The 22,257-nt window shown below is 67.3% G+C and carries 27 protein-coding genes; 14 read left to right on the forward strand and 13 right to left on the reverse strand.

Going from position 1 to position 22,257, the window contains the following annotated elements; all coding sequences use genetic code 11:
* The first annotated feature begins 17 nt into the window (after positions 1–17).
* Complete coding sequence (gene pyrF, locus F3I62_RS15545; RefSeq protein ID WP_160490554.1) at positions 18–719, forward strand: orotidine-5'-phosphate decarboxylase; 702 nt, start codon at positions 18–20, stop codon at positions 717–719.
* On the opposite strand, the gene F3I62_RS15550 is transcribed toward pyrF, so the two are convergent.
* Complete coding sequence (locus tag F3I62_RS15550) at positions 720–1,151, reverse strand: GNAT family N-acetyltransferase (protein ID WP_160490555.1); 432 nt, start codon at positions 1,149–1,151, stop codon at positions 720–722.
* Between the two features lie 140 nt (positions 1,152–1,291).
* Between F3I62_RS15550 and F3I62_RS15555 the strand changes: the two genes are divergently transcribed.
* On the forward strand, positions 1,292–2,053 hold the full coding sequence (locus tag F3I62_RS15555) for an SDR family oxidoreductase (protein ID WP_160490556.1): 762 nt from the start codon (positions 1,292–1,294) through the stop codon (positions 2,051–2,053).
* 202 nt (positions 2,054–2,255) lie between these two features.
* Positions 2,256–3,152 (forward strand): bile acid:sodium symporter family protein, encoded by an 897-nt coding sequence (locus F3I62_RS15560; protein WP_160490557.1) that lies wholly within the window; start codon positions 2,256–2,258, stop codon positions 3,150–3,152.
* 81 nt (positions 3,153–3,233) lie between these two features.
* On the opposite strand, the gene F3I62_RS15565 is transcribed toward F3I62_RS15560, so the two are convergent.
* Positions 3,234–4,427: a benzoate/H(+) symporter BenE family transporter gene (locus F3I62_RS15565; protein WP_160490558.1), complete on the reverse strand. Its 1,194-nt coding sequence runs from the start codon at positions 4,425–4,427 to the stop codon at positions 3,234–3,236.
* A 9-nt stretch (positions 4,428–4,436) separates the two neighbouring features.
* A complete protein-coding gene (locus F3I62_RS15570) occupies positions 4,437–5,039 on the reverse strand; it encodes a LysE family translocator (protein ID WP_160490559.1) in 603 nt (200 codons plus the stop codon).
* 136 nt (positions 5,040–5,175) lie between these two features.
* Here F3I62_RS15570 and F3I62_RS15575 point away from each other — a divergent pair, with 136 nt between their 5' ends.
* Positions 5,176–5,814, forward strand: coding sequence for a hypothetical protein (locus tag F3I62_RS15575; RefSeq protein ID WP_160490560.1), 639 nt, complete (start codon positions 5,176–5,178; stop codon positions 5,812–5,814).
* Positions 5,815–5,823: 9 nt separating this feature from the next.
* Here F3I62_RS15575 and F3I62_RS15580 read toward each other — a convergent pair whose 3' ends face one another.
* Positions 5,824–6,276 (reverse strand): MarR family winged helix-turn-helix transcriptional regulator, encoded by a 453-nt coding sequence (locus F3I62_RS15580; RefSeq protein WP_160490561.1) that lies wholly within the window; start codon positions 6,274–6,276, stop codon positions 5,824–5,826.
* 83 nt (positions 6,277–6,359) lie between these two features.
* On the opposite strand from F3I62_RS15580, the gene F3I62_RS15585 reads away from it, so the two are divergent.
* Positions 6,360–7,520 (forward strand): PLP-dependent aminotransferase family protein, encoded by a 1,161-nt coding sequence (locus F3I62_RS15585; RefSeq protein ID WP_160490562.1) that lies wholly within the window; start codon positions 6,360–6,362, stop codon positions 7,518–7,520.
* 2 nt (positions 7,521–7,522) lie between these two features.
* Entirely contained in the window at positions 7,523–8,125 is a 603-nt protein-coding gene (locus tag F3I62_RS15590; RefSeq protein WP_160490563.1) for a glutathione S-transferase family protein, read from the forward strand.
* 40 nt (positions 8,126–8,165) lie between these two features.
* On the opposite strand, the gene F3I62_RS15595 is transcribed toward F3I62_RS15590, so the two are convergent.
* The 3 genes from F3I62_RS15595 to F3I62_RS15605 form a co-directional block, all read right to left on the reverse strand.
* The gene (locus F3I62_RS15595) at positions 8,166–8,537 is read right to left on the reverse strand and encodes a glutaredoxin (protein ID WP_160490564.1); all 372 of its coding nucleotides are present in this window, start codon (positions 8,535–8,537) and stop codon (positions 8,166–8,168) included.
* A gap of 191 nt (positions 8,538–8,728) precedes the next feature.
* Positions 8,729–9,274 (reverse strand): GTP cyclohydrolase I FolE, encoded by a 546-nt coding sequence (gene folE / locus F3I62_RS15600; protein ID WP_160080584.1) that lies wholly within the window; start codon positions 9,272–9,274, stop codon positions 8,729–8,731.
* A gap of 96 nt (positions 9,275–9,370) precedes the next feature.
* On the reverse strand, positions 9,371–9,649 hold the full coding sequence (locus F3I62_RS15605) for a helix-turn-helix domain-containing protein (protein WP_256667786.1): 279 nt from the start codon (positions 9,647–9,649) through the stop codon (positions 9,371–9,373).
* Positions 9,650–9,793: 144 nt separating this feature from the next.
* On the opposite strand from F3I62_RS15605, the gene F3I62_RS15610 reads away from it, so the two are divergent.
* Complete coding sequence (locus tag F3I62_RS15610) at positions 9,794–10,342, forward strand: carboxymuconolactone decarboxylase family protein (protein ID WP_160490566.1); 549 nt, start codon at positions 9,794–9,796, stop codon at positions 10,340–10,342.
* 3 nt (positions 10,343–10,345) lie between these two features.
* Here F3I62_RS15610 and F3I62_RS15615 read toward each other — a convergent pair whose 3' ends face one another.
* The 3 genes from F3I62_RS15615 to F3I62_RS15625 all read right to left on the reverse strand — a co-directional run bounded on the left by F3I62_RS15615 (position 10,346) and on the right by F3I62_RS15625 (position 12,197).
* On the reverse strand, positions 10,346–10,903 hold the full coding sequence (locus F3I62_RS15615; protein WP_160490567.1) for a Smr/MutS family protein: 558 nt from the start codon (positions 10,901–10,903) through the stop codon (positions 10,346–10,348).
* Between the two features lie 301 nt (positions 10,904–11,204).
* Positions 11,205–11,531: a hypothetical protein gene (locus F3I62_RS15620; RefSeq protein ID WP_160490568.1), complete on the reverse strand. Its 327-nt coding sequence runs from the start codon at positions 11,529–11,531 to the stop codon at positions 11,205–11,207.
* A 72-nt stretch (positions 11,532–11,603) separates the two neighbouring features.
* Positions 11,604–12,197 carry a cysteine hydrolase family protein gene (locus F3I62_RS15625; protein ID WP_160490569.1) on the reverse strand — a complete coding sequence of 198 codons (594 nt, stop codon included), beginning with the start codon at positions 12,195–12,197 and terminating at the stop codon, positions 11,604–11,606.
* 156 nt (positions 12,198–12,353) lie between these two features.
* Between F3I62_RS15625 and prmB the strand changes: the two genes are divergently transcribed.
* Complete coding sequence (prmB, locus tag F3I62_RS15630; protein WP_160490570.1) at positions 12,354–13,268, forward strand: 50S ribosomal protein L3 N(5)-glutamine methyltransferase; 915 nt, start codon at positions 12,354–12,356, stop codon at positions 13,266–13,268.
* A 114-nt stretch (positions 13,269–13,382) separates the two neighbouring features.
* Here the strand turns inward: prmB and F3I62_RS15635 are convergent, their stop codons facing one another.
* A complete protein-coding gene (locus tag F3I62_RS15635) occupies positions 13,383–14,165 on the reverse strand; it encodes a hypothetical protein (protein WP_160490571.1) in 783 nt (260 codons plus the stop codon).
* A 158-nt stretch (positions 14,166–14,323) separates the two neighbouring features.
* Here F3I62_RS15635 and aroC point away from each other — a divergent pair, with 158 nt between their 5' ends.
* The 5 genes from aroC to mtnC are packed head-to-tail and all read left to right on the forward strand — an operon-like array spanning position 14,324 to position 18,455.
* Positions 14,324–15,415 carry a chorismate synthase gene (gene aroC, locus F3I62_RS15640; protein WP_160490572.1) on the forward strand — a complete coding sequence of 364 codons (1,092 nt, stop codon included), beginning with the start codon at positions 14,324–14,326 and terminating at the stop codon, positions 15,413–15,415.
* Positions 15,412–16,566 (forward strand): MFS transporter, encoded by a 1,155-nt coding sequence (locus tag F3I62_RS15645; RefSeq protein ID WP_160490573.1) that lies wholly within the window; start codon positions 15,412–15,414, stop codon positions 16,564–16,566. Before aroC ends, F3I62_RS15645 begins: the two co-directional genes overlap by 4 nt.
* A complete protein-coding gene (locus tag F3I62_RS15650; RefSeq protein ID WP_160490574.1) occupies positions 16,563–17,174 on the forward strand; it encodes a methylthioribulose 1-phosphate dehydratase in 612 nt (203 codons plus the stop codon). Before F3I62_RS15645 ends, F3I62_RS15650 begins: the two co-directional genes overlap by 4 nt.
* A 47-nt stretch (positions 17,175–17,221) precedes the next feature.
* Positions 17,222–17,767, forward strand: coding sequence for an acireductone dioxygenase (locus F3I62_RS15655; protein ID WP_160490575.1), 546 nt, complete (start codon positions 17,222–17,224; stop codon positions 17,765–17,767).
* Between the two features lie 4 nt (positions 17,768–17,771).
* Positions 17,772–18,455, forward strand: a complete 684-nt coding sequence (gene mtnC, locus F3I62_RS15660) for an acireductone synthase (RefSeq protein ID WP_160490576.1) — start codon at positions 17,772–17,774, stop codon at positions 18,453–18,455.
* A gap of 78 nt (positions 18,456–18,533) precedes the next feature.
* On the opposite strand, the gene F3I62_RS15665 is transcribed toward mtnC, so the two are convergent.
* Together F3I62_RS15665 and F3I62_RS15670 are read right to left on the reverse strand one after the other, a co-directional pair.
* Positions 18,534–19,679, reverse strand: coding sequence for a catalase family protein (locus F3I62_RS15665; protein ID WP_160490577.1), 1,146 nt, complete (start codon positions 19,677–19,679; stop codon positions 18,534–18,536).
* A gap of 14 nt (positions 19,680–19,693) precedes the next feature.
* Complete coding sequence (locus tag F3I62_RS15670) at positions 19,694–21,568, reverse strand: di-heme-cytochrome C peroxidase (protein WP_160490578.1); 1,875 nt, start codon at positions 21,566–21,568, stop codon at positions 19,694–19,696.
* A 211-nt stretch (positions 21,569–21,779) separates the two neighbouring features.
* On the opposite strand from F3I62_RS15670, the gene F3I62_RS15675 reads away from it, so the two are divergent.
* Entirely contained in the window at positions 21,780–22,247 is a 468-nt protein-coding gene (locus F3I62_RS15675; RefSeq protein WP_160490579.1) for a DUF3429 domain-containing protein, read from the forward strand.
* Positions 22,248–22,257: the final 10 nt, after the last annotated feature.

Here is a 22,257-nt window from a genome sequence, read left to right on the forward strand (position 1 = left end):
TTGCCAGCGAGCCCGTCATGTCCTGCCAGTCCCCGATTATCGTTGCCCTCGACTTTCCCTCCCGCGATGCCGCCCTGGCCCTGGCCGAACGGCTCGACCCGGCGCAGTGCCGGCTCAAGGTGGGCAAGGAACTGTTCACCCGCAGCGGCCCGGCGGTGGTCGAGACCCTGCAGGCCAGGGGCTTCGAGGTGTTCCTCGACCTGAAATTCCACGACATCCCCAACACCACGGCCATGGCGGTCAAGGCCGCTGCCGAGCTGGGCGTGTGGATGGTCAACGTGCACTGCTCCGGCGGCCTGCGCATGATGGCGGCCTGCCGCAACGAGCTGGACAAGCTGAGCGGCGCCAAGCCGCTGCTGATCGGCGTGACCGTGCTGACCAGCATGGAGCGCGAGGACCTGGCCGGCATCGGCCTGGACATCGAGCCGCAGCAGCAGGTGCTGCGCCTGGCCGGCCTGGCGGCCCAGGCCGGGATGGACGGCCTGGTCTGCTCGGCCCAGGAGGCGCCGGCGCTGAAGGCCGCGCAGCCGGCCCTGCAACTGGTCACCCCGGGCATCCGCCCGGCGGGCAGTGCGGCCGATGACCAGCGGCGCATCCTCACTCCGGCCGATGCTATCAAGGCAGGCTCCGACTACCTGGTGATCGGCCGGCCGATCAGCCAGGCCGCCGATCCGGCCCAGGCGCTGGCTGCTGTGGTGGCCGAGCTGCGGGGCGCCTGATCAGGCGGGCAACAGGCGCTTCTTCAGGTAGAAGCGCTGGTGCCCCGGCGGACAATCCTCCAGTACGCCCATCTGCTCGTAGCCCTGTTTCCGGTAGAAGCCGGGAGCCTGGAAACTGTAGGTATAGAGAAATACGCCGGTGCAGCCGCGCCGGCGCGCTTCCTCCTCGGCCAGCTCCAGCAGGTGGGCGCCCAGGCCATTGCCGCGCTGGCTGTCGGCCAGCCACAGGTAGTCGATGTACAGCCAGCCCATGCCGGAGTGGCCGAACATGCCGCCCACGACCTGGTTGTCGTTGTCGCGGGCATAGAGTTCGAAGTCGAGATAGGCGTAGTCGCCGATCTGCGCCTGGTTGAAGGCCTCCAACCCCACGCGTACCTGCTCCATGGCTTCAGCATCGGGCCCCAGGGTGTATCGATAGTCTGCCGGTGTCATGTCGCCTCCTTGGATGAGCGTGCAGTCTAGCGCCATCATTTGCCTGCATGGCAGCCCCTACAGCGATCTGATAGTGCTGCTCGGCGCCGGCCGGGCTGGCTAGACTCCGCGCAACTTCAACGCCTCGCGAGGACGTAGCAATGAGCATGCATTTTTCCGGCAAAGTAGCCTTGGTCACCGGCGGTGCCGCCGGTATCGGTCGTGCCACCGCCCTGGCCTTCGCGGCCGAGGGCCTGCAGGTGGTGGTTTCCGATGTGGATGTGGCCGGCGGTGAAGCCACCGTTGCGCTGATCCGCGAGGCCGGCGGCGAGGCTACCTTCGTGCGTTGCGACGTGGCCCGCGAGGCCGAGGTCAAGACGCTGGTGGAGCGTACCCTGGCCGCCTATGGCCGCCTGGACTACGCCTTCAACAACGCCGGCATCGAGATCGAGAAGGGCCGCCTGGCCGAGGGTAGCGAGGCCGAGTTCGACGCCATCATGGGCGTCAACGTCAAGGGCGTGTGGCTGTGCATGAAGCACCAGCTGCCGGTGATGCTGGCCCAGGGCGGCGGCGCGATCGTCAACACCGCCTCGGTGGCCGGTGTGCTGGCGGCGCCGAAGATGAGCATCTACGCCGCCTCCAAGCATGCGGTGATCGGCCTGACCAAGTCCGCCGCGATCGAATACGCGAAGAAGAAAATCCGCGTCAACGCAGTCTGCCCGGCGGTGATCGATACCGACATGTTCCGCCGCGCCGCCGAGGCCGACCCGAAGAAGGCCGAGTTCGTCGCCCAGATGCACCCGGTCGGGCGCATCGGCAAGGTCGAGGAAATTGCCGGCGCCGTGCTCTACCTGTGCAGCGATGCGGCCGGCTTCACCACGGGGCATTCCCTGGTGGTGGATGGCGGCGCGACCGTCATCTGAGCCGCAACGAAAAGGCGCCGACAAGGCGCCTTTTTCATGCCTGCCCACTGCCACCCGCGCCTGGCCAGGCGGCCATCCGCCAAGCGCAACCGCCCCCGTTCATGTTCGGTTACAACACTGCAACAGTCTTGGCCCATAAAGCCAGTTACAACGCTGTTGCGCGTCGTGAAGAATCGGCGCCCCGTTTCGGAGAACAACAAGAATGACCGCATCGCCCTTGCTGACCGCTTTCCTCCCCATCGCCCTGGGCATCATCATGCTCGGCCTGGGGCTGTCGCTGACCCTGGCCGACTTCGCCCGGGTGGCCAAGTTTCCCAAGCCGGTGCTGATCGGCCTGGGCTGCCAGATCGTCCTGCTGCCGCTGCTGTGCTTCCTCATCGCCAAGGGTTTCGGCCTGGCGCCGGCCCTGGCGGTGGGCCTGATGCTGCTGGCGGCCTCGCCCGGCGGCACCTCGGCCAACCTCTACAGTCACCTGGCGCATGGCGACGTGGCGCTGAACATCACCCTGACCGCGGTGAACTCGGTGATCGCGGTGCTGACCATGCCGTTCATCGTCAACCTGTCGCTGCAGTACTTCATGACCGCCGACCAGGCCCTGCCGCTGCAGTTCGGCAAGGTGGTGCAGGTGTTCGCCATCGTCCTCGGCCCGGTGTTCATCGGCATGTTCCTGCGCAGCCGCTTCCCCCGTTTCGCCGCGCGCATGGACAAGCCGGTGAAGATCGGTTCGGCCCTGTTCCTGGTGCTGGTGATCGTGCTGGCGTTCGTCAAGGACTGGCAGACCGTGGTCGACTACGCCCCGGTGGTGGGCATGGCGGCCCTGGCCTTCAACCTGGTCAGCCTGGGCGTCGGCTACTTCGTGCCGCGCCTGCTCAAGCTGCCGCTGCGCCAGGCGGTGGCGATCGGCATGGAAATCGGCATCCACAACGGCACCCTGGCGATCGCCCTGGCGCTCAGCCCGATGCTGCTGAACAACTCGACCATGGCCATCCCGGCGGCGATCTACAGCTTCATCATGTTCTTCACCGCGGCGGCGTTCGGCTGGTGGGTGAACTTCGCCCACGGCAAGCAGCTGGCGGCGGAAGAGGTCCAGGCGGCCTGAGCCGTCGGCCTTCGATAAAAAAAGCCCGGGCCTGCCCGGGCTTTTTTCTGCCTGTGGATCGCCGCTGACGCTGAGCGCTAGCTAGCGGCTCTTGCGCCAGTTGAGGATGTACAGGGTCAGGGCGCCGGCGATCAGCCCCCAGAAGGCCGAGCCGATGCCCAGCAGGGTCATGCCCGAGGCGGTGACCATGAAGGTGACCAGCGCCGCATCGCGCTGGCCGGGCTCGAGCATGGCCTGGGCCAGGCCGTTGCCGATCGAGCCGAGCAGCGCCAGGGCGGCGATCGACAGCACCAGCGCCGCCGGCAGGGCGGCGAACAGCGCGGCCAGGGTGGCGGCGAAGATCCCGGCGATGCCGTAGAACAGGCCGCACCAGAGCGCCGCGGTGTAGCGCTTGTGCCGGTCCTCGTGGGCCTCGGCGCCGGTGCAGATGGCGGCGCTGATGGCGGCCAGGTTGATGCCGTGGGAGCCGAACGGCGCCAGCAGCAGCGAGGCGAGGCCGGTGGTGGCGATCAGCGGCGAAGGCGGTACGTCATAGCCATCGGCGCGCAGCACGGCAATGCCGGGAATGTTCTGCGAGGCCATGGCCACCACGAACAGCGGCAGGCCGATGCTGATGGCGGCGCTGAACGAGAAGCTCGGCGTGGTCCAGACCGGCAGCGCCACCTGCAGCTCGAAGCCACGAAAATCCAGGAGGCCGAGCAGGGCGGCGAGCAGGCCGCCGACCAGCAGCGCGGCGAGCACCGCGTAGCGCGGCACGAAGCGCTTGCCGAGCAGGAAGCTGAAGAACATCGCCAGCACCAGCGCCGTGCTGTGCTGCGCGGCGATGAAGATCTCGCTGCCGATGCGGAACAGGATGCCCGCCAGCAGAGCCGCGGCCAGCGAGGCGGGGAGGTGGCGCATGACCCGCTCGAAGGCGCCGCACAGGCCGAGCAGGCTGAGCAGCACGGCGCAGATGACGAAGGCGCCGATGGCCTCGGGGTAGCTCACCCCCGGCAGGCTGGTGATCAACAGCGCGGCGCCCGGCGTCGACCAGGCCACCACGATCGGCGCGCGGTAGCGCAGCGACAGGCCGATGGTGCAGATGGCCATGCCGATCGACAGGGCCCACAGCCAGGAGGAGATCTGCGCAGTGGACAGCCCCGCCGCCTGGCCGGCCTGGAACATCAGCACCAGCGAACTGGTGTAACCGGTGAGCATGGCGACGAAACCCGCGGCCACGGCGGCGGGCGAGGAGTCGGCGAGCGGGCGCAGGGGCAGGGTTTCGGCCTGGTTCATCGGCGCTTCCTAGAGGTCGACAAGGATGGGGTAGAGCGAGGCCACCAGCAGCAGGGCCATGCCGATATTGAACACGCGCAGCACGCGCGGCTCATCCAGCCAGCGGCGCAGCAGGCTGCCGGCCACGGTCCAGAGGCCGACGCTGGGACAGTTGACCGCGGCGAACAGGGCGGCGATCAGCAGCACGTTGACCAGGAAGCCGTCCTGCGGGGTATAGGTGGTGATGGCGCCGATGGCCATGATCCAGGCCTTGGGGTTGACCCACTGGAAGGCCGCCGCCTGGATGAAGGTGAAGGGCTTGCCGTGTGCCCGGCCGCTGGTGTCCGGCGCGCCGGAACCGGCGATCTTCCAGGCCAGGTACAGCAGGTAGGCGCCGCCGGCGTAGCGCAGGATGCTGTACAGCGCCGGGTACAGCTCGAACAGCTGCCCCAGGCCGAGGCCCACGGCGATCACCAGGAGCATGAAGCCCAGGCTGATGCCGAGCATGTGCGGCACGCTGCGGCGCACGCCGAAGTTCACCCCGGAGGCCAGCAGCATCATGTTGTTCGGGCCCGGTGTCACCGAGGTGACGAAGGCAAAGGCGATAAAGGCGATCAGCAGTTCGGCGGTCATGGCGGCTCTCCGGGGTTGCTGGCAGCCTATGCGCTGTTAGGCTGGGCGTCGCGGTACAGCGAAAGTGTCAATGGGCGGTACAGTTTTCGCCTTGCCGTGGATTGCTCACCACTGTTCCATCCATCAAGGACGTTCTATGCAACCGGAAAATCCCTATGCCGCGCCGCAGGTGGCGCTGGTCGATGCGCCGGCGCCCCGGCCGCTGAGCGGCTGGAGTGTCGGGCAGCTGCAACTGCTCGGTTGGCTGTCGTTGGTCTCGCTGCTCGGCAGCCTGGTGGTCACCGGGCTGGTGCTGCTGGTCGACGAGCAGGTCGATCTGGCGCTGCGGCGCGCCATGGATGCCCTGAGCCTGGCCACCGTGCTGCTCGGCAGCTACCTGTTGCTGCGCCTGAAGGCCTTTGCCGAACAGCGCTTCCAGGCCTGCGGCCTGGCCTTTCCGGTGTGGGCGATGGTGCTGCTCGGTCTGCTGCTGGAAGGCCTGGACCTGCTCTGGGGCGACGGCCTGTTCAACCGCATCGACGGGAAAACCATCCTCTACTTCGCCGTGCTGGTGCTGCTCGGCATCGCCACCCTGTGGCTGGGCATCCGCCTGCTGAGAACGCCCGGCGCCTACCCGGTGTTCCGCGTGATGGCCTGGATGGACATAGTCGGTGGCGGCATGCTGGCCTCGGTGCTGCTGATGGTGCTGGCCATCCTGCCGCTGCTGGGCGGCTCGCTGTGCATGATGCTGGTGTTCTTCCGCGCCGCCGCCGAGCTGCGCGGCCAGTCGGCCTGAACCGGCGGCTCAGTCCTCGGCGCCGGCCTGGCGGGTCTTGCCGAGCAGCTGGTTGACCGCCAGCCAGTTGTTCATGCTGGCTTCCCCGGCCTCGCCCAGAACCCGCTCGAGCAGTCGGGTCTGCTCGCGGCGCAGGGCCTGCTCCAGCTTGGCGCCGTCGGCGGTCAGCGCCAGCAGGCGTTTGCGCTTGTCGTCCTGCGCCGCCACGCTCTCCACCAGGTGCATTTCCAGCAGCTGGCGCAGCGGCGTGTTGAGCGCCTGCTTGCTCACCCCGAGGTAGCCGAGCAGCTGCTTGACGCTCAGCCCCGGATAGCGGGCGATGAAGAACAGGATGCGGTGATGCACCCGCGACAGGCCGCGGCGGGCGAGGATTTCGTCCGGTTTGGCGGTGAAAGCCTGGTAGCCGAAGAAGAAGGCTTCCATGGCGGTCAGCTGGCCGGTCGGCTTTTTCAGGTCAAACATATTGACGTATCGATTCGAGGCGGCGTAGTTTCGGTCAACGAGTTTGACCCAATTTGTCCTGCCTTTGCTACTGGTGATTTGTCATGGCCTTCTCCGAACGCGTTGCCCGCCTGAAAAGCTCCCTGATCCGTGAAATCCTCGCTGCGGCGCAGCGTCCGGAGGTGATGTCCTTCGCCGGCGGCCTGCCGGCCGAACCGATGCTGCCGAAGGTGGACTGGAGCGGAATGCCGGCCGGCATCAGCCAGTACGGCATGAGCGAAGGCGAGCCGGAACTGCGCGAGCGCATCGCCGCCGAAGCGCGCCTGCTCGGCGTGCCGTGCGAGGCCAGCCAGGTGCTGGTGGTCAGCGGATCGCAGCAGACCCTCGACCTGGCCAGCAAGCTGTTCATCGATCCGGGCACCGAGATCCTGGTGGAGGCGCCGACCTACCTGGCCGCGCTGCAGTCCTTCCAGCTGTTCGGCGCCAACTGCATCACCGTGCCCCAGGAGGCCGACGGCCCGCAGCTGGAAGCCCTGCGCGAGCGCCTGCAGCAGCACAAGCCGGCCTTCGCCTACCTCATCCCGACCTTCCAGAACCCTTCGGCGGTGCGCTACAGCGAGGCCAAGCGCGATGCGGTGGCGGCCCTGCTCGATGAGTTCAACGTCACCCTGATCGAGGACGAACCCTACCGCGACCTGGTGTTCGATGCCGGCAGCGCCACGCCCATCGTCAGCCGCCTCAAGCGCGCCAGCTGGATCTACACCGGGACCATGTCCAAGACCCTGCTGCCGGGCCTGCGCGTCGGTTACCTGATCGCCACGCCCGACCTGTTCCCGCACCTGCTGCGCCTGAAGCAGTCGGCCGACCTGCACACCAACCGCATCGGCCAGTGGCAGGCCCTGCAGTGGCTGGGCACCGAGCAGTACCATGCGCACCTGGCCGAGCTGCGCGACTTCTACCGCCAGCGCCGCGATGCCATGCAGGCGGCCCTGGAGGAGCACTTCAGCGACCTGGCCGACTGGCAGGTGCCGCAGGGCGGCCTGTTTTTCTGGCTGACTCTCAAGCAGCCGCTGGACACCCGCACCCTGCTGCAGCCGGCCATGGCGCAGAACGTGGCGTTCATGCCCGGCGAGCCGTTCTTCACCGAGCCGGATGCCAACCCGGGCTACCTGCGCCTGAACTTCAGCCACGTCGAGCCGGCGCGCCTGGGCGAAGGCCTGCGCCGCCTGGCCGCGGTGGTGCGTGAGGCCCAGGGGAGTAAATAGACATGCTCAAGGTTTACGGCGATTACCGTTCCGGCAACTGCTACAAGATCAAACTGATGCTGCACCTGCTCGGTCGCGAGTACGAGTGGGTGCCGGTCGACATCCTCAAGGGCGACACGCAGACGCCGGAGTTCCTGGCCAAAAACCCGAACGGCAAGATCCCGGTGCTGGAGCTGGAAGACGGCACCTGCCTGTGGGAGTCCAATGCCATCCTCAATTTCCTCGCCGATGGCAGCGAGTTCCTCCCCGGCGAGCCGCGCCTGCGCACCCAGGTGCTGCAGTGGCAGTTCTTCGAGCAGTACAGCCATGAGCCGTACATCGCCGTGGCGCGCTTCATCCAGCTGTACCAGGGTCGCCCGGCCGAGCGCGAGGAGGAGTTCAAGGTCTGCCAGGTGCGCGGCTACAAGGCGCTCAAGGTGATGGAACAGCAGCTCAGTCGCACGCCTTACCTGGTCGGCGAGCACTATTCGATCGCCGACATCGCCCTGTATGCCTACACCCACGTGGCCCACGAAGGCGGCTTCGACCTGTCCGGCTTCCCGGCGATCAACGCCTGGCTGGCGCGGGTGACCAGCCAGCCGCGGCATGTCGGCATGCAGGGCTGAGAGTGAGCAACCCGGGGCCGAAGCGGCTCCGGGCCATGCCTCACTGGGCGGCGAAGCGCTCGTTCAGGTAGGCGCTGATCGCCTTGGATTCGTACAGCCAGCGGCTCTCGCCCTGTTCCTCGATGCGCAGGCAGGGCACCTGCAGCTTGCCGCCTTGCTCCAGCAGGGCCTGGCGGTGGCTGCTGTCGTTCTTCGCATCGCGCAGTGCCAGCGGCACATTCAGGCGGTGCAGGGTACGCCGGGTCTTCACGCAGAACGGGCAGGCATGGAACTGGTACAGCGCCAGGCCGGCGGCCTCCCGCTCGACCCGGGCCTGCGCCTCGGCGCTGCGCTTGAGCTTGCGCGGGCGGGTGAGGAAATCGATGAGGATGATGAGCTGGCCGAGGCCGATTCGCAGCGCTTTGAGAAGCATCGCCGAATATTCCTGAAGAGGTGACTGAAAGGGCCGGCAGGGTACCGGAGTTGACCGGGCTTGGCTGCACCGGATTTCGCCTCGGCCCGCAACGCCGCCCAAGAAAAACCGGCCCGCGGGCCGGTTCTCTGTCGCGCGCGCCAGCCGCCGCCCCCGTCGCTCCCGCTGGAGCCGGGTAGGCCGGGCGGCAATCAGCGGATCAGGCTGAGGAACTCGCTGCGGGTGGCGGCGTTCTCGCGGAATTCGCCGAGCATCACCGAGGTGACCATCGACGAGTTCTGCTTCTCCACGCCGCGCATCATCATGCACATGTGCTGGGCTTCGATGACCACGGCCACGCCGAGCGCGCCGGTGACCTGCTGGATCGCCTCGGCGATCTGCCGGCTGAGGTTTTCCTGGATCTGCAGGCGCCGCGCGTACATGTCGACGATGCGCGCCACCTTGGACAGGCCGAGCACCTTGCCGTTGGGAATGTAGGCCACATGGGCCTTGCCGATGAACGGCAGCAGGTGGTGCTCGCACAGCGAATACAGCTCGATGTTCTTCACCAGCACCATTTCGCTGTTGTCGGAGCTGAACAGGGCATCGTTGGTGACTTCTTCCAGCGTCTGCTGGTAGCCCTTGCAGAGGTACTGCATGGCCTTGGCGGCACGTTTCGGGGTGTCGAGCAGGCCTTCGCGGGAGGCGTCCTCGCCGAGCTGGCCGAGAATCGCGGTGTAATGCTGTTCCAGGGACATGGATCTTCCTGTGGGGACTATCGGGATACGCAGAGGCGCAGGGTAGGGTGCCGCTGGCGGGCTGGCAAGGGCACTCTACTCCAGATCGGCTGGAATTTAGGGCCGCGGTGCCAGTTGCGCGGCCCAGTTGTCGGCCCACAGCGCCAGTGGCAGGCACTGCTGCACCAGCTCCCGACCAAGGGCGGAGAGCTGATAGCCGCGCTCACCGTTCTCCAGCAACTGTGCCTCACGCAATTCACCCAGGCGGGTATTCAGCACCGAGGGCGAGACTCCTTCGCAGCGCGCCTGAAGATCGCGAAAACTGGCTGGGGCCTGGTGTAGCTCCCAGAGCACACGCAGGCTCCAACGGCGGCCGAGCAGGTCTAGCAGGGCCATGATTGGGCGACCCGTGGTCGAGCCGCGGACTGCATCGCCGGGCTGAGGAAAGCTCATTGCAGCTCCTTGCTTCTTTTTTAGTAGCGGGTTAGGTTCTGTTTGCTACTTATTTCGTAGCATACCAGTCGAACAGGAGCTTTGCCCATGTCCATGCCCCGTGTACAGCCGCTGCAACCGCCCTATGCCGCCGAGGTTCAGGCCGCCTTCGAGCGGGTCATGCCGCCGGGCATGCCGCCACTGAAACTGTTTCGCAGCATGGCGCACAACCCGCGGGTGCTGCAGCGCATGATCGCCGGTGGTTTGCTCGATCGCGGCAGCATCGAGCTGCGCCAGCGCGAACTGCTGATCCTGCGGGCGACGGCGCTGTGCGGGGCGGAGTATGAGTGGGGTGTGCATGTGGCGGGTTTTGCCGGCAAGGCTGGATTCAGCCCGCAACAGATTGCCGATACCTGCAATACGCCGATTGATCCAGCCTTGTGGAGTCCTGCCGAGCAGGCATTGCTGGCGTTGGCCGACGGTCTGCACGAGCAGGCGCAGGTGGACGATGAGCTGTGGTTGCGCCTGGAGCAGCATTTCAGCACCGAGCAGTTGATCGAGTGCCTGCTGCTAGTCGGTTTCTATCACGCGGTGTCGTTTGTGGTGAACGGCTTGCGCGTGGAATATGAGGCCCACGCGCCGCGCTTCCCGACTTGAGGGTTACTCGTCGCGGCCATCCAGCATGGTGCGCTTGAGCAGTACGTAGACTGCCCCGGCGCCGCCATGCCTGGGCAGGCAGGAGGTGAAACCGAGCACTTGCGGGTGCTGGCGCAGCCAGGTGTTGACGTGGCTCTTGATCAGCGGACGCTTGCCATCCTTGCGCGCAGCCTTGCCGTGGGTCACGCGCACGCAGCGCACTTCCATCTTGGCGGCTTCGGCAAAGAAGTCCCAGAGGATTTCACGGGCTTTTTCCACGCTCATGCCGTGCAGGTCGAGGCTGCCTTCGAAAGGCACCTGGCCGGCCTTGAGCTTGCGCAGCTGGCTGTCCTGCACGCCGTCGCGGGCCCAGTACAGCTCGTCCTCGGCGCCGACGTCGATGACGAACAGGTCGGAGAGGCCGTCAACCGTGATGCTGTCGGTCTTCAGCGTGGCGGCCTGGCGCAGGGTGCTGATGCGCTGGCGGTCGGTCTTGGCTTTGCCGGTGTCGGCGCGGTCATGGCTGATCGGTTTGACGCCACGCACCGCGGATTGGAACAGGGAGAAATCGTCGTCTTGCATAGGGTCTGTTCCCGTTTCGTTCACGGCCGCGACGCCGCCCGTTTTTGCACGGAGCTAGGCGCGAGACGCGAGGTTTGGTCGTCCAAATGAGCCGTCGAGTAACGACGTTCCGCGCAAAAACGGGCCCGTCCCTGCGGGTTGCGCGCAAAATCGCGCCATGCGTCGTTGCGGGACTTGCCAAGGGAATGACCATTGCCTGCGTCCCACGCCTAGCCTGGCGCGATTTTGCGCAGCAACGCGGTTCGCGAACGAAACGGGAACAGACCCTGGCGCCTCCACTCAGGAGGGCAGTTTACCGGGATCAGCCGCGTTTTTTCAGCAGGCGTGGCGACAGGCTCAGCGCGTTGCCCGTGCGACCGCTCAGACGCCGGCGGCAGCGACGCCAGACACCGATCCCGCCCCACAGCAGGAACAGGCCGAACAGCAGCAGGCTGATGGCCGCGCCGATGCTGTCGTTCAACGGCCCCAGCGCCGGCGGTCGGCCGAGCAGGGCGGCGCTGCCGGCGAGGAACAGCAGCACGCCGAGGCCGGCAAACAGGGCGGCCAGTGCCGCGAGAAAACGCCAGCGCCAGCTCGCCGGGCCTCTAGGGCGCAGGCGGCGGGCATCAAAACCATTGGACTGTTTCATGCCGACTTCCTCATAAGGTATCGGCGCTATGACCGGCGCTGGGCAGCAGGGTTCCGGTCAATCGGCGGAGGGCTAGATCAGCGCCTGGGCCTGCGGCACGACAATCGCGTAGTTGTCGGCCAGGGCCGCCATCTCGATGCGGTGCAGCTGGCGGGCGTCGATCAGTTCGCCGGCATAGGGCAGGTCGCGGGTGGCGCAGGCGCTGTCGACCAGGGTGCAGCGGTAGCCGTAGTCCTTGGCGGCGCGCACGGTGGTGCTGATGCTCGAATGGGTCATGAAGCCGCAGACGATCAGGTCGAGGTGGCCGAGCTGCTGCAGGCCATCGTGCAGCGCGGTGCCGGCGAAGGCGTTGGGCAGGCGCTTCTCGATCACCAGCTCGCCGGCCTGCGGCTCCAGGCCGGCGATGAAGTGTCCGCGCGGGCCCTGCGGGTCGAGCAAGCCGCCGGGGATGCCGAGGTGGCGTACGTGTACCACCGGGGTGCCGAGGTTGCGCGCGGCGTGCAGCAGGGTACCGATCTGGGCGCAGGTGGCGTCGACGTCCGGCAGCTGCAGGACGCCGCTGCGGTATTCCTCCTGGGCGTCGATGATCAGCAGGGTCGCCTTGCTCAAGGTGGCTGGGGCGTAACCACGGCCAGTCAGCTGGAACAGGGTCTTGGGATCGGACATGGCGCGGGCTCCTGATGCGGCGATGCCTCTATTCTCTGCCTGCCAGGTGCATCTGTGAACCTCTTGCGCGGTTTTCCTTGTGCGCCAGAGGGCGCCGGCCCGGTAAAATGCCGCACTTGCGGCTAGAATCGCGCACCCGTTCTGGAGGTCTGTCCCGTGTCCCAATCCCGCCTGCGCACCCTGCGCGACCATATTCGCTGGGCTGTCAGCCGTTTCCACGCCGAGCAGCTGTTCTTCGGCCATGGCACCGATAACGCCTGGGACGAGGCCCGCCAGCTGGTGCTCGGCGCCCTGCACCTGCCCTGGGAAGTCGCCGACAGCTACCTCGATTGCCGCCTGGAGGAGGACGAGCAGGAGCATCTGCTGGCGCTGCTCAAACGGCGCATCGACGAGCGTGTGCCGACCGCCTACCTGCTGGGCGAGGCCTGGTTCTGCGGCCTGCCTTTCATCGTCGACGAGCGCGTGCTGGTGCCGCGCTCGCCGATCGCCGAGCTGATCGGCCAGCACTTCGCGCCCTGGCTGAGCGGCGAGCCGGCGCGCATCCTCGACCTGTGCACCGGCTCCGGCTGCATCGGCATCGCCTGCGCCTATGCCTTCCCGCAGGCCGAAGTGGTGCTGGCCGACCTGTCCTTCGAGGCCCTGGAAGTGGCCAACCAGAACATCGAGCGGCATGCCCTGGAAGAGCGCGTGTACACCGTGCAGGGCGACGGTTTCGCCGGCCTGCCGGGCCAGCGCTTCGACCTGATCGTCTCCAACCCGCCCTATGTGGATGCCGAAGACTTCGCCGACATGCCGGCCGAATACCAGCACGAACCGGAGCTGGGCCTGGCCTGTGGCGACGATGGCCTGGACCTGGTGCGGCGCATGCTGGCCGAGGCGGCCGACCACCTGAACGAGCAGGGCATCCTGATCGTCGAGGTGGGCAACAGCCAGGTGCATGTCGAGGCGCTGTACCCGGAAGTCGACTTTACCTGGCTGGAGTTCGAGCAGGGCGGCCATGGCGTGTTCCTGCTGGCGGCCAAGCAGTGCCGCGAGCATCAGGCGCTGTTCTGCTCGCGGCTGAAGGGCTGAGTCGGCAAACGGCGGGTATGCTCAGGCTGGATCGACACAGCCTTATCCCCCCTAGAAAAACTGAGCGAAGGCTTCGCGGCTGAAGCCGCGCCTGCGCAGGCACGCCCCGGCTGATCAGCGGGTGGCGATCCAGATCAGCAGGCCGGCCTGGAACAGGGCCAGCGCCACCAGGCACATGATGGTGAAGCGCAGGCTGCTGTCCTCGTGCCTGAGCAGCTTGTTCTTCTGCTCCAGCTTGCGCAGCGCGACCTCCTGCTCGTGCAGCTTCTGGTCGGCCTGCTGCAGCATGGCGGCGGCCTCGATGATCGCCACCGGCTGCAGGCGTTCGCTGTTCCACTCGCCGAGCAGGGCGCTGATGCTTTCGGCCCCGTAGCTGGCCTTCATCTGCAGCAGGTCCTGGTACTCGACCGCGAAGCCCTGGGCGCGCAGGAAGTGGTCGCGACGCTGGCGGGCCTCTTCGCTGGGGATGTCCTTGAGCGCCAGGGCGCCACCCTCGACCTGGTAGTTGGCCCAGCGCTGGCGGGCCCAGAGCACGCCCTGGGCGACCAGGAAACGACCGATGCCGCGGTTGGCCGGTTCGATCTGCAAGCCCTGGTCGGTGCCGAAGCGCACCTCGCGGCTGCGGTGGTCGGCCCACACCTCCAGCACGTTCTGTTCGCGCCGCACACGCTGGCCGGGCAGCTCGATGCTCAGGCGCAGCAGGCTCTGCTCCGGGCTGTGGCGCTCGACGCGGCCGAGCTGGACGAAGCGCAGCGGGCGGGCGCCGGTGTGCCGGTCGGTGGGCAGCGGGGCCAGGCGCAACAGGCGAAACTGCTCCGCCGGCAGGTCCTGCCAGGGGTGCGGTTGCGCGGCCGTGGCGGCTTCGTTCTCGGGTTGCTGGGCGTCGGTATCGTTCATCTCGGGCGTCCTTGGACCAGGCTGACGGCGCACTGGCATCCGGATTATCGGCTGTTTTGCGCAATTCTGGAGGCCGGCAGTCTGCCATGCAGGTGAACTGGCCGGGCACCGCGGGTATACTGGCGCCCCCTCGTTCAGGCCTTCGCGGAGCTTTCTGCATGTCCGGCAATACCTACGGCAAGCTGTTCACCGTCACCACCGCAGGCGAAAGCCATGGTCCGGCGCTGGTCGCCATCGTCGACGGTTGCCCGCCGGGCATCGAGCTGTCCCTGGAGGACATGCAGCGCGACCTGGACCGGCGCAAGCCCGGCACCAGTCGCCACACCACCCAGCGCCAGGAAGACGACGTCGTGGAGATCCTCGCCGGCGTCTTCGAGGGCAAGACCACCGGCTGCGCCATCGGCCTGCTGATCCGCAACACCGACCAGAAGTCCAAGGACTACTCGGCGATCAAGGATCTGTTCCGCCCGGCCCACGCCGACTACACCTACCACCACAAGTACGGCATCCGCGACTACCGTGGCGGCGGCCGCAGCTCGGCGCGCGAAACCGCCATGCGCGTGGCCGCCGGCGCCATCGCCAAGAAGGTGCTGGCCGCCTTTGGCATCAGCGTGCGCGGCTACATGAGCCAGCTCGGCCCGATCGAGATCCCGTTCAAGACCTGGGACAGCGTCGAACAGAACGCCTTCTTCTGCCCCGACCCGGACAAGGTGCCGGAGCTGGAGGCCTACATGGACCAGCTGCGCCGCGACCAGGACTCGGTCGGGGCGAAGATCACCGTGGTGGCCGAAGGGGTGATGCCGGGCCTCGGCGAGCCGATCTTCGATCGCCTGGACGCCGAGCTGGCCCATGCCCTGATGAGCATCAACGCGGTCAAGGGCGTGGAGATCGGCGCCGGTTTCGCCTCGGTGGCCCAGCGCGGCACCGAGCACCGCGACGAACTGACGCCCGAGGGTTTCCTCTCCAATAACGCCGGCGGCATCCTCGGCGGGATTTCCTCCGGCCAGCCGATCGTCGCCCACCTGGCGCTCAAGCCGACCTCCAGCATCACCACCCCGGGCCGTTCCATCGATGTCGACGGCAACCCGGTGGAGGTGATCACCAAGGGCCGTCACGACCCCTGCGTGGGCATCCGCGCCACGCCGATCGCCGAGGCGATGATGGCCATCGTCCTGCTCGACCACCTGCTGCGCCACCGCGCGCAGAATGCAGGCGTGCAGGTCAACACGCCGGTACTCGGCCAGCTGTGACGACAGCCGCGCTGCCGTACTGGCGCCTGTCCGGCTTCTACCTGTTCTATTTCGCCCTGCTCGGCGCCACGGCGCCGTTTCTCGGCCTGTACTTCGCCCACCTGGGCTTCTCCCCGGCGCGCATCGGCGAGCTGGTGGCGATACCCATGCTGATGCGCTGCGTGGCGCCCAACCTGTGGGGCTGGCTGGGCGACCACACGGGCCGCCGCCTGCTGATCGTGCGTCTCGGCGCGCTGTGCACCCTGCTCAGCCTGAGCCTGATCTTCGTCAGCCAGAGCTACGCCTGGCTGGCCCTGGTGATGGCCCTGCATGCCTTCTTCTGGCACGCGGTGCTGCCGCAGTTCGAGGTGATCACCCTGGCCCACCTGCGCGAGCAGGCGGCGCGCTACACGCAGATCCGCCTGTGGGGCTCGATCGGCTTCATTCTCGCGGTGGTCGCCCTGGGCAAGCTGTTCGATCGGTACAGCCTGGATGCCTATCCCTGGGCGCTGCTGCTGATCATCGGCGCCATCGTCCTGAGCAGCTTCTGGGTGCCGGATGCCACGCCCCATGTGGCCAGTGCGGTGGCGCCCGGGGCGGGCTTCCTGTTCCAGCTGCGCCAGCCGGGCGTGCTGGCCTTCTACCTGTGCGTGGGGCTGATGCAGCTGTCCCACGGGCCGTACTACACCTTTCTCAGCATCCACCTGGAGCACCTCGGCTATGCCCGCGGGGTGATCGGCGTGCTGTGGGCCCTGGGGGTGATCGCCGAGGTCCTGCTGTTCATGCTCATGGCCCGGCTGCTGGAGCGCTTCAGCCTGCGCCAGGTGCTGCTGGCCAGCTTCCTGATCGCCGCCGGGCGCTGGCTGCTGCTCGGCTACCTGGCCGACAGCCTGGCCGTGCTGCTGTTCGCCCAGCTGCTGCATGCGGCCACCTTCGGCAGCTTCCATGCCGCCGCCATCCATTTCGTCCAGCGCAGTTTCGGCGCCCGGCAGCAGGGGCAGGGGCAGGCGCTGTACGCCGCCCTGGCCGGGGTTGGCGGCGCGCTGGGGGCGCTGTATGCCGGTTACAGCTGGAAGGCCCTGGGCCCCGGCTGGACTTTCACCCTGGCCAGTCTGGCGGCGCTCGCCGCAGCCGTTATCATGGCCACCCACGTACACGAGGAGCGGCCATGAACCGCGAACAACTGGCCCGGCAGATCGTCGAAGCCGGGCAATTTCTCTATGGCCGTGGCTGGTCGCCGGCCACCAGCAGCAACTATTCCGTGCGCCTGGGTGCCGAGCAGGCGCTGCTCACCGTCTCCGGCAAGCACAAGGGCCAGCTGGGGCTGGACGACGTGCTGGCCACCGACCTCGACGGCAACAGCCTGGAACCGGGCAAGAAGCCCTCGGCCGAGACCCTGCTGCACACCCAGCTGTACCGCTGGAAGCCCGAAATCGGCGCGGTGCTGCACACCCATTCGGTCAATGCCACGGTGCTGTCGCGCCTGGCCCTGAGCGATTCGCTGGTGTTCGCCGACTACGAACTGCAGAAGGCCTTCGCCGGCATCAGCAGCCACGAGTGCCAGGTCGAGGTGCCGATCTTCGCCAACGACCAGGATATCGCCCGCCTGGCCGCGCGCATCCAGCCCTGGCTGGACCAGCATCCGGACTGCGTCGGCTACCTGATCCGCGGCCACGGCCTGTACACCTGGGGCGCGCAGATGAGCGACGCGCTGCGCCAGATCGAAGCCTTCGAGTTCCTCTTCGAGTGCGAGCTGAAGGTCCGCGCCCTGCAGCGCTGAGGCGCCCCCTACGCAACATGAGAGCCCGACGGGGCCGGAGATCGACCATGAGCAGCCTGACCGTCTACCACCAGTCCAGCCCGGACCTGCCGAACAAGCTACTGACCCATACCGAGGATATCGCCAGCACCCTGGCCGGGGTCGGCGTGCGCTTCGCGCGCTGGCAGGCCGGCGCGCCGATCCAGCCGGGCGCGACCCAGGAGCAGGTGATCGCCGCCTACCGGCCGCAGATCGACCAGCTGATGGCCGAGCAGGGCTATGTCACCGTCGATGTGGTCAGCCTGGACAAGGACCATCCGCAGAAGGACGAGCTGCGCGCCAAGTTCCTCGACGAGCACCGCCATGGCGAGGACGAGGTGCGTTTCTTCGTCGCCGGCCGCGGCCTGTTCTGCCTGCATATCGACGATTATGTGTACGCGGTGCTGTGCGAGAAGGGTGACCTGATCTCGGTGCCGGCCGGCACCCGCCACTGGTTCGACATGGGTGAGTTCCCGCATTTCGTGGCCATTCGCCTGTTCAACAATCCCGAGGGCTGGGTGGCCACTTTCACCGGCGACCAGATCGCCAGCCGTTTCCCGCGCCTGGAAGACTGACGCCATGCCGATCAAAGCCATCCTCACCGATATCGAAGGCACCACCAGTTCGGTGAGCTTCGTCTTCGACGTGCTGTTCCCCTATGCCGCCCGCCATCTGCCAGACTTCGTGCTCAAGCATGCCGACGAGCCGCTGCTGATCGAGCAGCTGGACGCGGTGCGGGCCGAAAGCGGCGAGGCCGATGCCGACTTGGTCCGGGTCATCGAGATTCTCCTCGGCTGGATCGCCGAGGACCGCAAGGCCACCCCGCTCAAGGCCCTGCAGGGGATGATCTGGGCCGAGGGCTATCTGGCCGGGCAGCTCAAGGGGCATGTCTACCCGGATGCGGTGGAGGCCCTGCAACGCTGGAAGGCCGAGGGCTACGGGCTGTACGTCTACTCGTCCGGCTCGATCCAGGCGCAGAAGCTGATTTTCGGCTGCTCCGAGGCCGGCGACCTGACGCCGCTGTTCAGCGGCTACTTCGACACCACCAGCGGGCCCAAGCGCGAGACTGCGTCCTATCAGAACATCACCGGGAGCATTGGCCTGCCGGCCGAGGAGATTCTGTTTCTCTCCGACATCGTCGAGGAGCTGGATGCCGCCCAGCAGGCGGGCATGCAGACCATCGGCCTGGCCCGCGACGGCGGCGAGCTGCCAGGCCACGAAACGGTGGCCAGTTTCGCGGTCATCGATCTGAGTCGTTTCTAGTCGTAGCCGGATGCAATCCGGGCTACGGGATCAAGTCTGTCCAGATGAACAAGGCCGCCCTCGGGCGGCCTTGTTGCTTCAGTGCGCTTGTGGCGCGCCGTTCCGCTGATGCCGGTACACGCTGACCGCCTCGTACACCGCCTTGCGCAGGCGGTTGATGCCACCGATGGGGCGGTGTTCGGGCAGGGCGTGCCAGGGGTTGAACGACAGGTTGTCGCAGAACAGGTTCTGCTCGCGGCTATCGAAGTCTTGGGCCGGCACCTTGATCGTCGCCACCGTCTCGAACGGGGCGATGTCCTCGCTCCACGCCACGCTGGTGTCCTCGATGGGCATGTAGTGCTCGGGATTCTGCCGCTGCACCTGCAGGGCGAAGCAGGCCGGCACCCGGTCCAGCGATAGCTGCTGGTACAGGGCGTTGCGCAGGAAGTTGGGCAGCGCGCTGTTCTGCTCGGGAAGTTCGTAGGGCGGGCAGCTGGCCGGGTCGGGGATGACCCGGTACTTGATGTTGTGCGGGCCGAGCTTGAACGGCGCGACCGAGCTGTAGGTGCTGGCCACCGGGCTGGCCGGCGCCGGCGCCAGGGTCTGCAGGGCGATGATCAGGTGGCGGATCTCCCAGCTGCGCGGGTCCCAGCTGGGGAAGAAGGCCAGCACCTTCTGGCCGCTGGCCTGGGCGGCGAAATTCTGTTGGTACTCGGCCACGTCGCGGACGAAGAACAGCGGATGGTTGAACATCACGAAGTCCTGGTTGCCGGCCGTGGCCGGGCTGCTGAGCAGCTTGTCGCCGGGCACGTCGAGCAGCTTGATGCCCATGCCGCGGGCGTCGCGGACGCTGTCGAACTGCGGGTAGGCGTTTCCGTTGGACAGGCGCATCCAGGCCTGCCAGGTCTTGCCCGGCTCGCTGAGCACGCCGTGGCGCAGGGCCGGGTCCAGCTCGGGCAGCACGCTGAACTGCGCCTTGACGCAGCCGTGGGCCTTGGCGTGGGCGTCGCGCAGTACCCGGGTGTTGTCGCGGTGCTGCTCGACGATGCGGATGGCGTCCTCGATGATGCCCTGGGTCAGGGCCGCCTCGTTGGCCGGGACCTGCTCCTCGGCCGATACCGGGCCGGAGAACTTCCAGGCGTAATACGCCGTGCCGATGCCCCAGCCGAGCAGGCCGACGGCCGCCAGCAGCAGGAGCAGTTTGCCGAGCAGCGCGCCCAGCCACAGCCAGAAACCTTTGAGCATGGGGTTCTTCCTTGTCAGAGCTGGCAATTGGGGCCGGGCGTCCAGGCCTTGGCTTCGACGGGTTGCAGCTGGCGTTCCAGCGGCGCGTCACCCATCACCTTGAGGTACTCGATCAGCGCCCAGCGTTCCTCGGGCGCCAGGGCGCGGCCGATCACCCCGTCGACCCGGCAGCCGTCACGGAATTCGTGGCCGCGGTTGCCGTTGCCGGTGACCGCGGTATCGAACAGGAAGCCGCCGGCGAATGGCTCGGTGAGGAAACCGGCGCGCTTGGGGTCGTATTCGAAGTTGCCGACCCAGAACTGCTTGTCGCGCTCGGAGACCGGCGACAGCAGCTGGAACAGGTTGGGCACCGAGCCGTTGTGCAGGAACGGCGGGGTGGCCCAGATGCCGTGCAGCGGGCGCGCCTTGTAGCCGCGTTTCTCCTGCACGCCGATGGCCAGGCCGTAGCCGTCCATGCGCCAGCGTTCGCGCGGCTGGATGCCTGCGTCCCGGTAGGCGCGGTCTTCCACGTAGGCGGTGACATAGGCCAGGCCCTTGGCGCTGGAGATGCTGGCGAAGTCGACTTCATCCAGGCTGGTGCCGAACAGCTTGACGTCGAGCTTGCCCAGTTCGTCCTTGTTCCAGCCCAGCTTGCGGATGTCGAAGCGGTGGTCGGCGATGTTGTCGGCGGTGGTCGGGTCGGTGCCGATGATCCGCGTCGGCACGATGCGCATGCGCCATTCCGGGTCGCGCGCGGCGGCCAGGCGCTCGTCGCGCGGCTTGGGGTCGGGGGCGTGGCAGTAGGCGCAGTTCTCGCTGAACAGGGCGCGACCCTGGCTGGCCAGTTCGAGGTCGACCTTGCCCAGCACCGCTTCCGGCCAGGTCGGCGGCTTGAGCTGCTTGAGGGTTTCTTCCAGGGTATGCAGGTCGCGCAGGCGCACGCTGGACGGGTAGCGCTCGGCCTCCGCCAGCGGGCCGCCGTTCTCGTCGAACAGGTGCAGGGTGGCGCCGACGCCGAGGGCCTCGCCGATATTGCGCGCCATCGGCTGCATGGCCGAGCCGTTCCACTGCACCCAGTCGAACTTCCAGATGTCCCACACCTGCGGGTAGCTGACCGGGGCGTTGGCCACCCGGTAGTTGCTGGCGTCGATGGCATCGCCGAACACGCTGTTGGCGATGCGGCCGAAGGCATCGGTGCGGCCGAAGCCTTCCTCGGTGGGGTAGAGGCCGCGGTGCCAGTCGTTCATGGCGGTGCCGAGCAGGCGGTCGAGCACGTCCTTGAAGTCCGCGCGCAGCTGTTGTTTGCCCTGCTCGTAGTTGTCGCCTAGCACGGTCTTGGCGAAGCGCTTGAACTTGATCGGGTTGTAGTAGGTGAAGGCCATGCTCATGCCCAGCGCCTGGCCGAAGCTGCCGCCCTTGAGCGTGGGCACGGTGGAGGCCAGGGAGTGCAGGGCGGCGCCGCCGTCGATGCGGATGGCCTGGCCCCGGTAGCGCAGCTCGCCGGTGTGGCAGGCGGCGCAGGTGATATCGAGAAATTGTGCGCCGCTTTCCACGTCCTGGTGGCGGGCGAAGCCGACCGGCAGGTTGCCCGGGTTGCGCGCGCTGGCGTGCTGCTGCGGGTCGGTGAGGAAACCGAAGCGCGCCAGGTAGTCCGGGGCGGCGAATTTATCGGTGGAGAAGGGCAGTTCCAGGGCGGTGAACCAGTCGTAGCGCAGGCCTTTGACCTGGGTGCCCTGGGGTGTGTAGTAGTAGGTCTGGCGCGCCTGCTCGTCCCACTGGTCGAGGTAGTGCACCTGGCTGGGCTTGGCGAACGGCGGCAGATTGGGCTTGGCGACGTAGTAGAGCAGCACCGCGCCGGCGCTCAGGGCCAGCAGCACGATCAGGTACAGGGCGCGGCGCAGGATTCGCATGGCGGGAACTTCCGTGTGGCGGTGTTTTTATGGGGTACGTTTATGCCAATAGCCGAGGCCGACAGCAAGTGTTCATTCCAAACTCGAGTTGCTGGCGCCGCTGTCCCTAGGGTGCATCAGGCACAGCCAAAACACGCAGATGGCGGCGCCGCCCTGCGAATCGGCGCTAAAGCCTGCTAACTTGCCGGTGAATACAGCAGAGGATCGCCCCATGCATGCTTTCGACTCGCTCCGGCCACCACGCCTTGCCAGCCTGCTCGGCTATGCCGGGTTGCTGCCCTTCGTCTGCGCGGCCCTCGGCGTCTGGCTGACTCCGCCGGGCTGGCGGCCGCAGGTGCTCGATGCGCTGCTCGACTATGCCGCGGTGATCCTGGCGTTCATGGGGGCGATCCACTGGGGGCTGGCCATGCGCGCGCAGGAGGGGGACGAGCAGGCCCTGCTGCAGCTGGGGCTGTCGGTCATTCCGGCGCTGCTGGGCTGGCTGGTGATTGCCGCCGAGCTGCCCTATGCGCTGGCCTTGCCGACCCTGCTTGGCTGCTTCGTCGGCCTCTACCTGGCCGATCTGCGGGCGGTGGCGCTGGGCCTGGCGCCGCGCTGGTACCCGGCGCTGCGTCTGCCGCTGACCCTGGTGGTAGGCCTGAGCCTGCTGCTGGCCTGGTTCGGCGTGGTGCTGGCCTGAACCCTGTGCC

The sequence above is a fragment of the Pseudomonas sp. R-28-1W-6 genome (genome assembly GCF_009799925.1).
Classification (GTDB): domain Bacteria; phylum Pseudomonadota; class Gammaproteobacteria; order Pseudomonadales; family Pseudomonadaceae; genus Aquipseudomonas.

Coding starts and splice junctions, on each gene's coding strand:
- pyrF (WP_160490554.1), top strand. CDS start 18: ATGTCCTGCCAGTCCCCGATTATCGTTGCCCTCGACTTTCCCTCCCGC.
- F3I62_RS15550 (WP_160490555.1), bottom strand. CDS start 1,151: ATGACACCGGCAGACTATCGATACACCCTGGGGCCCGATGCTGAAGCC.
- F3I62_RS15555 (WP_160490556.1), top strand. CDS start 1,292: ATGAGCATGCATTTTTCCGGCAAAGTAGCCTTGGTCACCGGCGGTGCC.
- F3I62_RS15560 (WP_160490557.1), top strand. CDS start 2,256: ATGACCGCATCGCCCTTGCTGACCGCTTTCCTCCCCATCGCCCTGGGC.
- F3I62_RS15565 (WP_160490558.1), bottom strand. CDS start 4,427: ATGAACCAGGCCGAAACCCTGCCCCTGCGCCCGCTCGCCGACTCCTCG.
- F3I62_RS15570 (WP_160490559.1), bottom strand. CDS start 5,039: ATGACCGCCGAACTGCTGATCGCCTTTATCGCCTTTGCCTTCGTCACC.
- F3I62_RS15575 (WP_160490560.1), top strand. CDS start 5,176: ATGCAACCGGAAAATCCCTATGCCGCGCCGCAGGTGGCGCTGGTCGAT.
- F3I62_RS15580 (WP_160490561.1), bottom strand. CDS start 6,276: ATGTTTGACCTGAAAAAGCCGACCGGCCAGCTGACCGCCATGGAAGCC.
- F3I62_RS15585 (WP_160490562.1), top strand. CDS start 6,360: ATGGCCTTCTCCGAACGCGTTGCCCGCCTGAAAAGCTCCCTGATCCGT.
- F3I62_RS15590 (WP_160490563.1), top strand. CDS start 7,523: ATGCTCAAGGTTTACGGCGATTACCGTTCCGGCAACTGCTACAAGATC.
- F3I62_RS15595 (WP_160490564.1), bottom strand. CDS start 8,537: ATGCTTCTCAAAGCGCTGCGAATCGGCCTCGGCCAGCTCATCATCCTC.
- folE (WP_160080584.1), bottom strand. CDS start 9,274: ATGTCCCTGGAACAGCATTACACCGCGATTCTCGGCCAGCTCGGCGAG.
- F3I62_RS15605 (WP_256667786.1), bottom strand. CDS start 9,649: ATGGCCCTGCTAGACCTGCTCGGCCGCCGTTGGAGCCTGCGTGTGCTC.
- F3I62_RS15610 (WP_160490566.1), top strand. CDS start 9,794: ATGTCCATGCCCCGTGTACAGCCGCTGCAACCGCCCTATGCCGCCGAG.
- F3I62_RS15615 (WP_160490567.1), bottom strand. CDS start 10,903: ATGCAAGACGACGATTTCTCCCTGTTCCAATCCGCGGTGCGTGGCGTC.
- F3I62_RS15620 (WP_160490568.1), bottom strand. CDS start 11,531: ATGAAACAGTCCAATGGTTTTGATGCCCGCCGCCTGCGCCCTAGAGGC.
- F3I62_RS15625 (WP_160490569.1), bottom strand. CDS start 12,197: ATGTCCGATCCCAAGACCCTGTTCCAGCTGACTGGCCGTGGTTACGCC.
- F3I62_RS15635 (WP_160490571.1), bottom strand. CDS start 14,165: ATGAACGATACCGACGCCCAGCAACCCGAGAACGAAGCCGCCACGGCC.
- aroC (WP_160490572.1), top strand. CDS start 14,324: ATGTCCGGCAATACCTACGGCAAGCTGTTCACCGTCACCACCGCAGGC.
- F3I62_RS15650 (WP_160490574.1), top strand. CDS start 16,563: ATGAACCGCGAACAACTGGCCCGGCAGATCGTCGAAGCCGGGCAATTT.
- F3I62_RS15655 (WP_160490575.1), top strand. CDS start 17,222: ATGAGCAGCCTGACCGTCTACCACCAGTCCAGCCCGGACCTGCCGAAC.
- mtnC (WP_160490576.1), top strand. CDS start 17,772: ATGCCGATCAAAGCCATCCTCACCGATATCGAAGGCACCACCAGTTCG.
- F3I62_RS15665 (WP_160490577.1), bottom strand. CDS start 19,679: ATGCTCAAAGGTTTCTGGCTGTGGCTGGGCGCGCTGCTCGGCAAACTG.
- F3I62_RS15670 (WP_160490578.1), bottom strand. CDS start 21,568: ATGCGAATCCTGCGCCGCGCCCTGTACCTGATCGTGCTGCTGGCCCTG.
- F3I62_RS15675 (WP_160490579.1), top strand. CDS start 21,780: ATGCATGCTTTCGACTCGCTCCGGCCACCACGCCTTGCCAGCCTGCTC.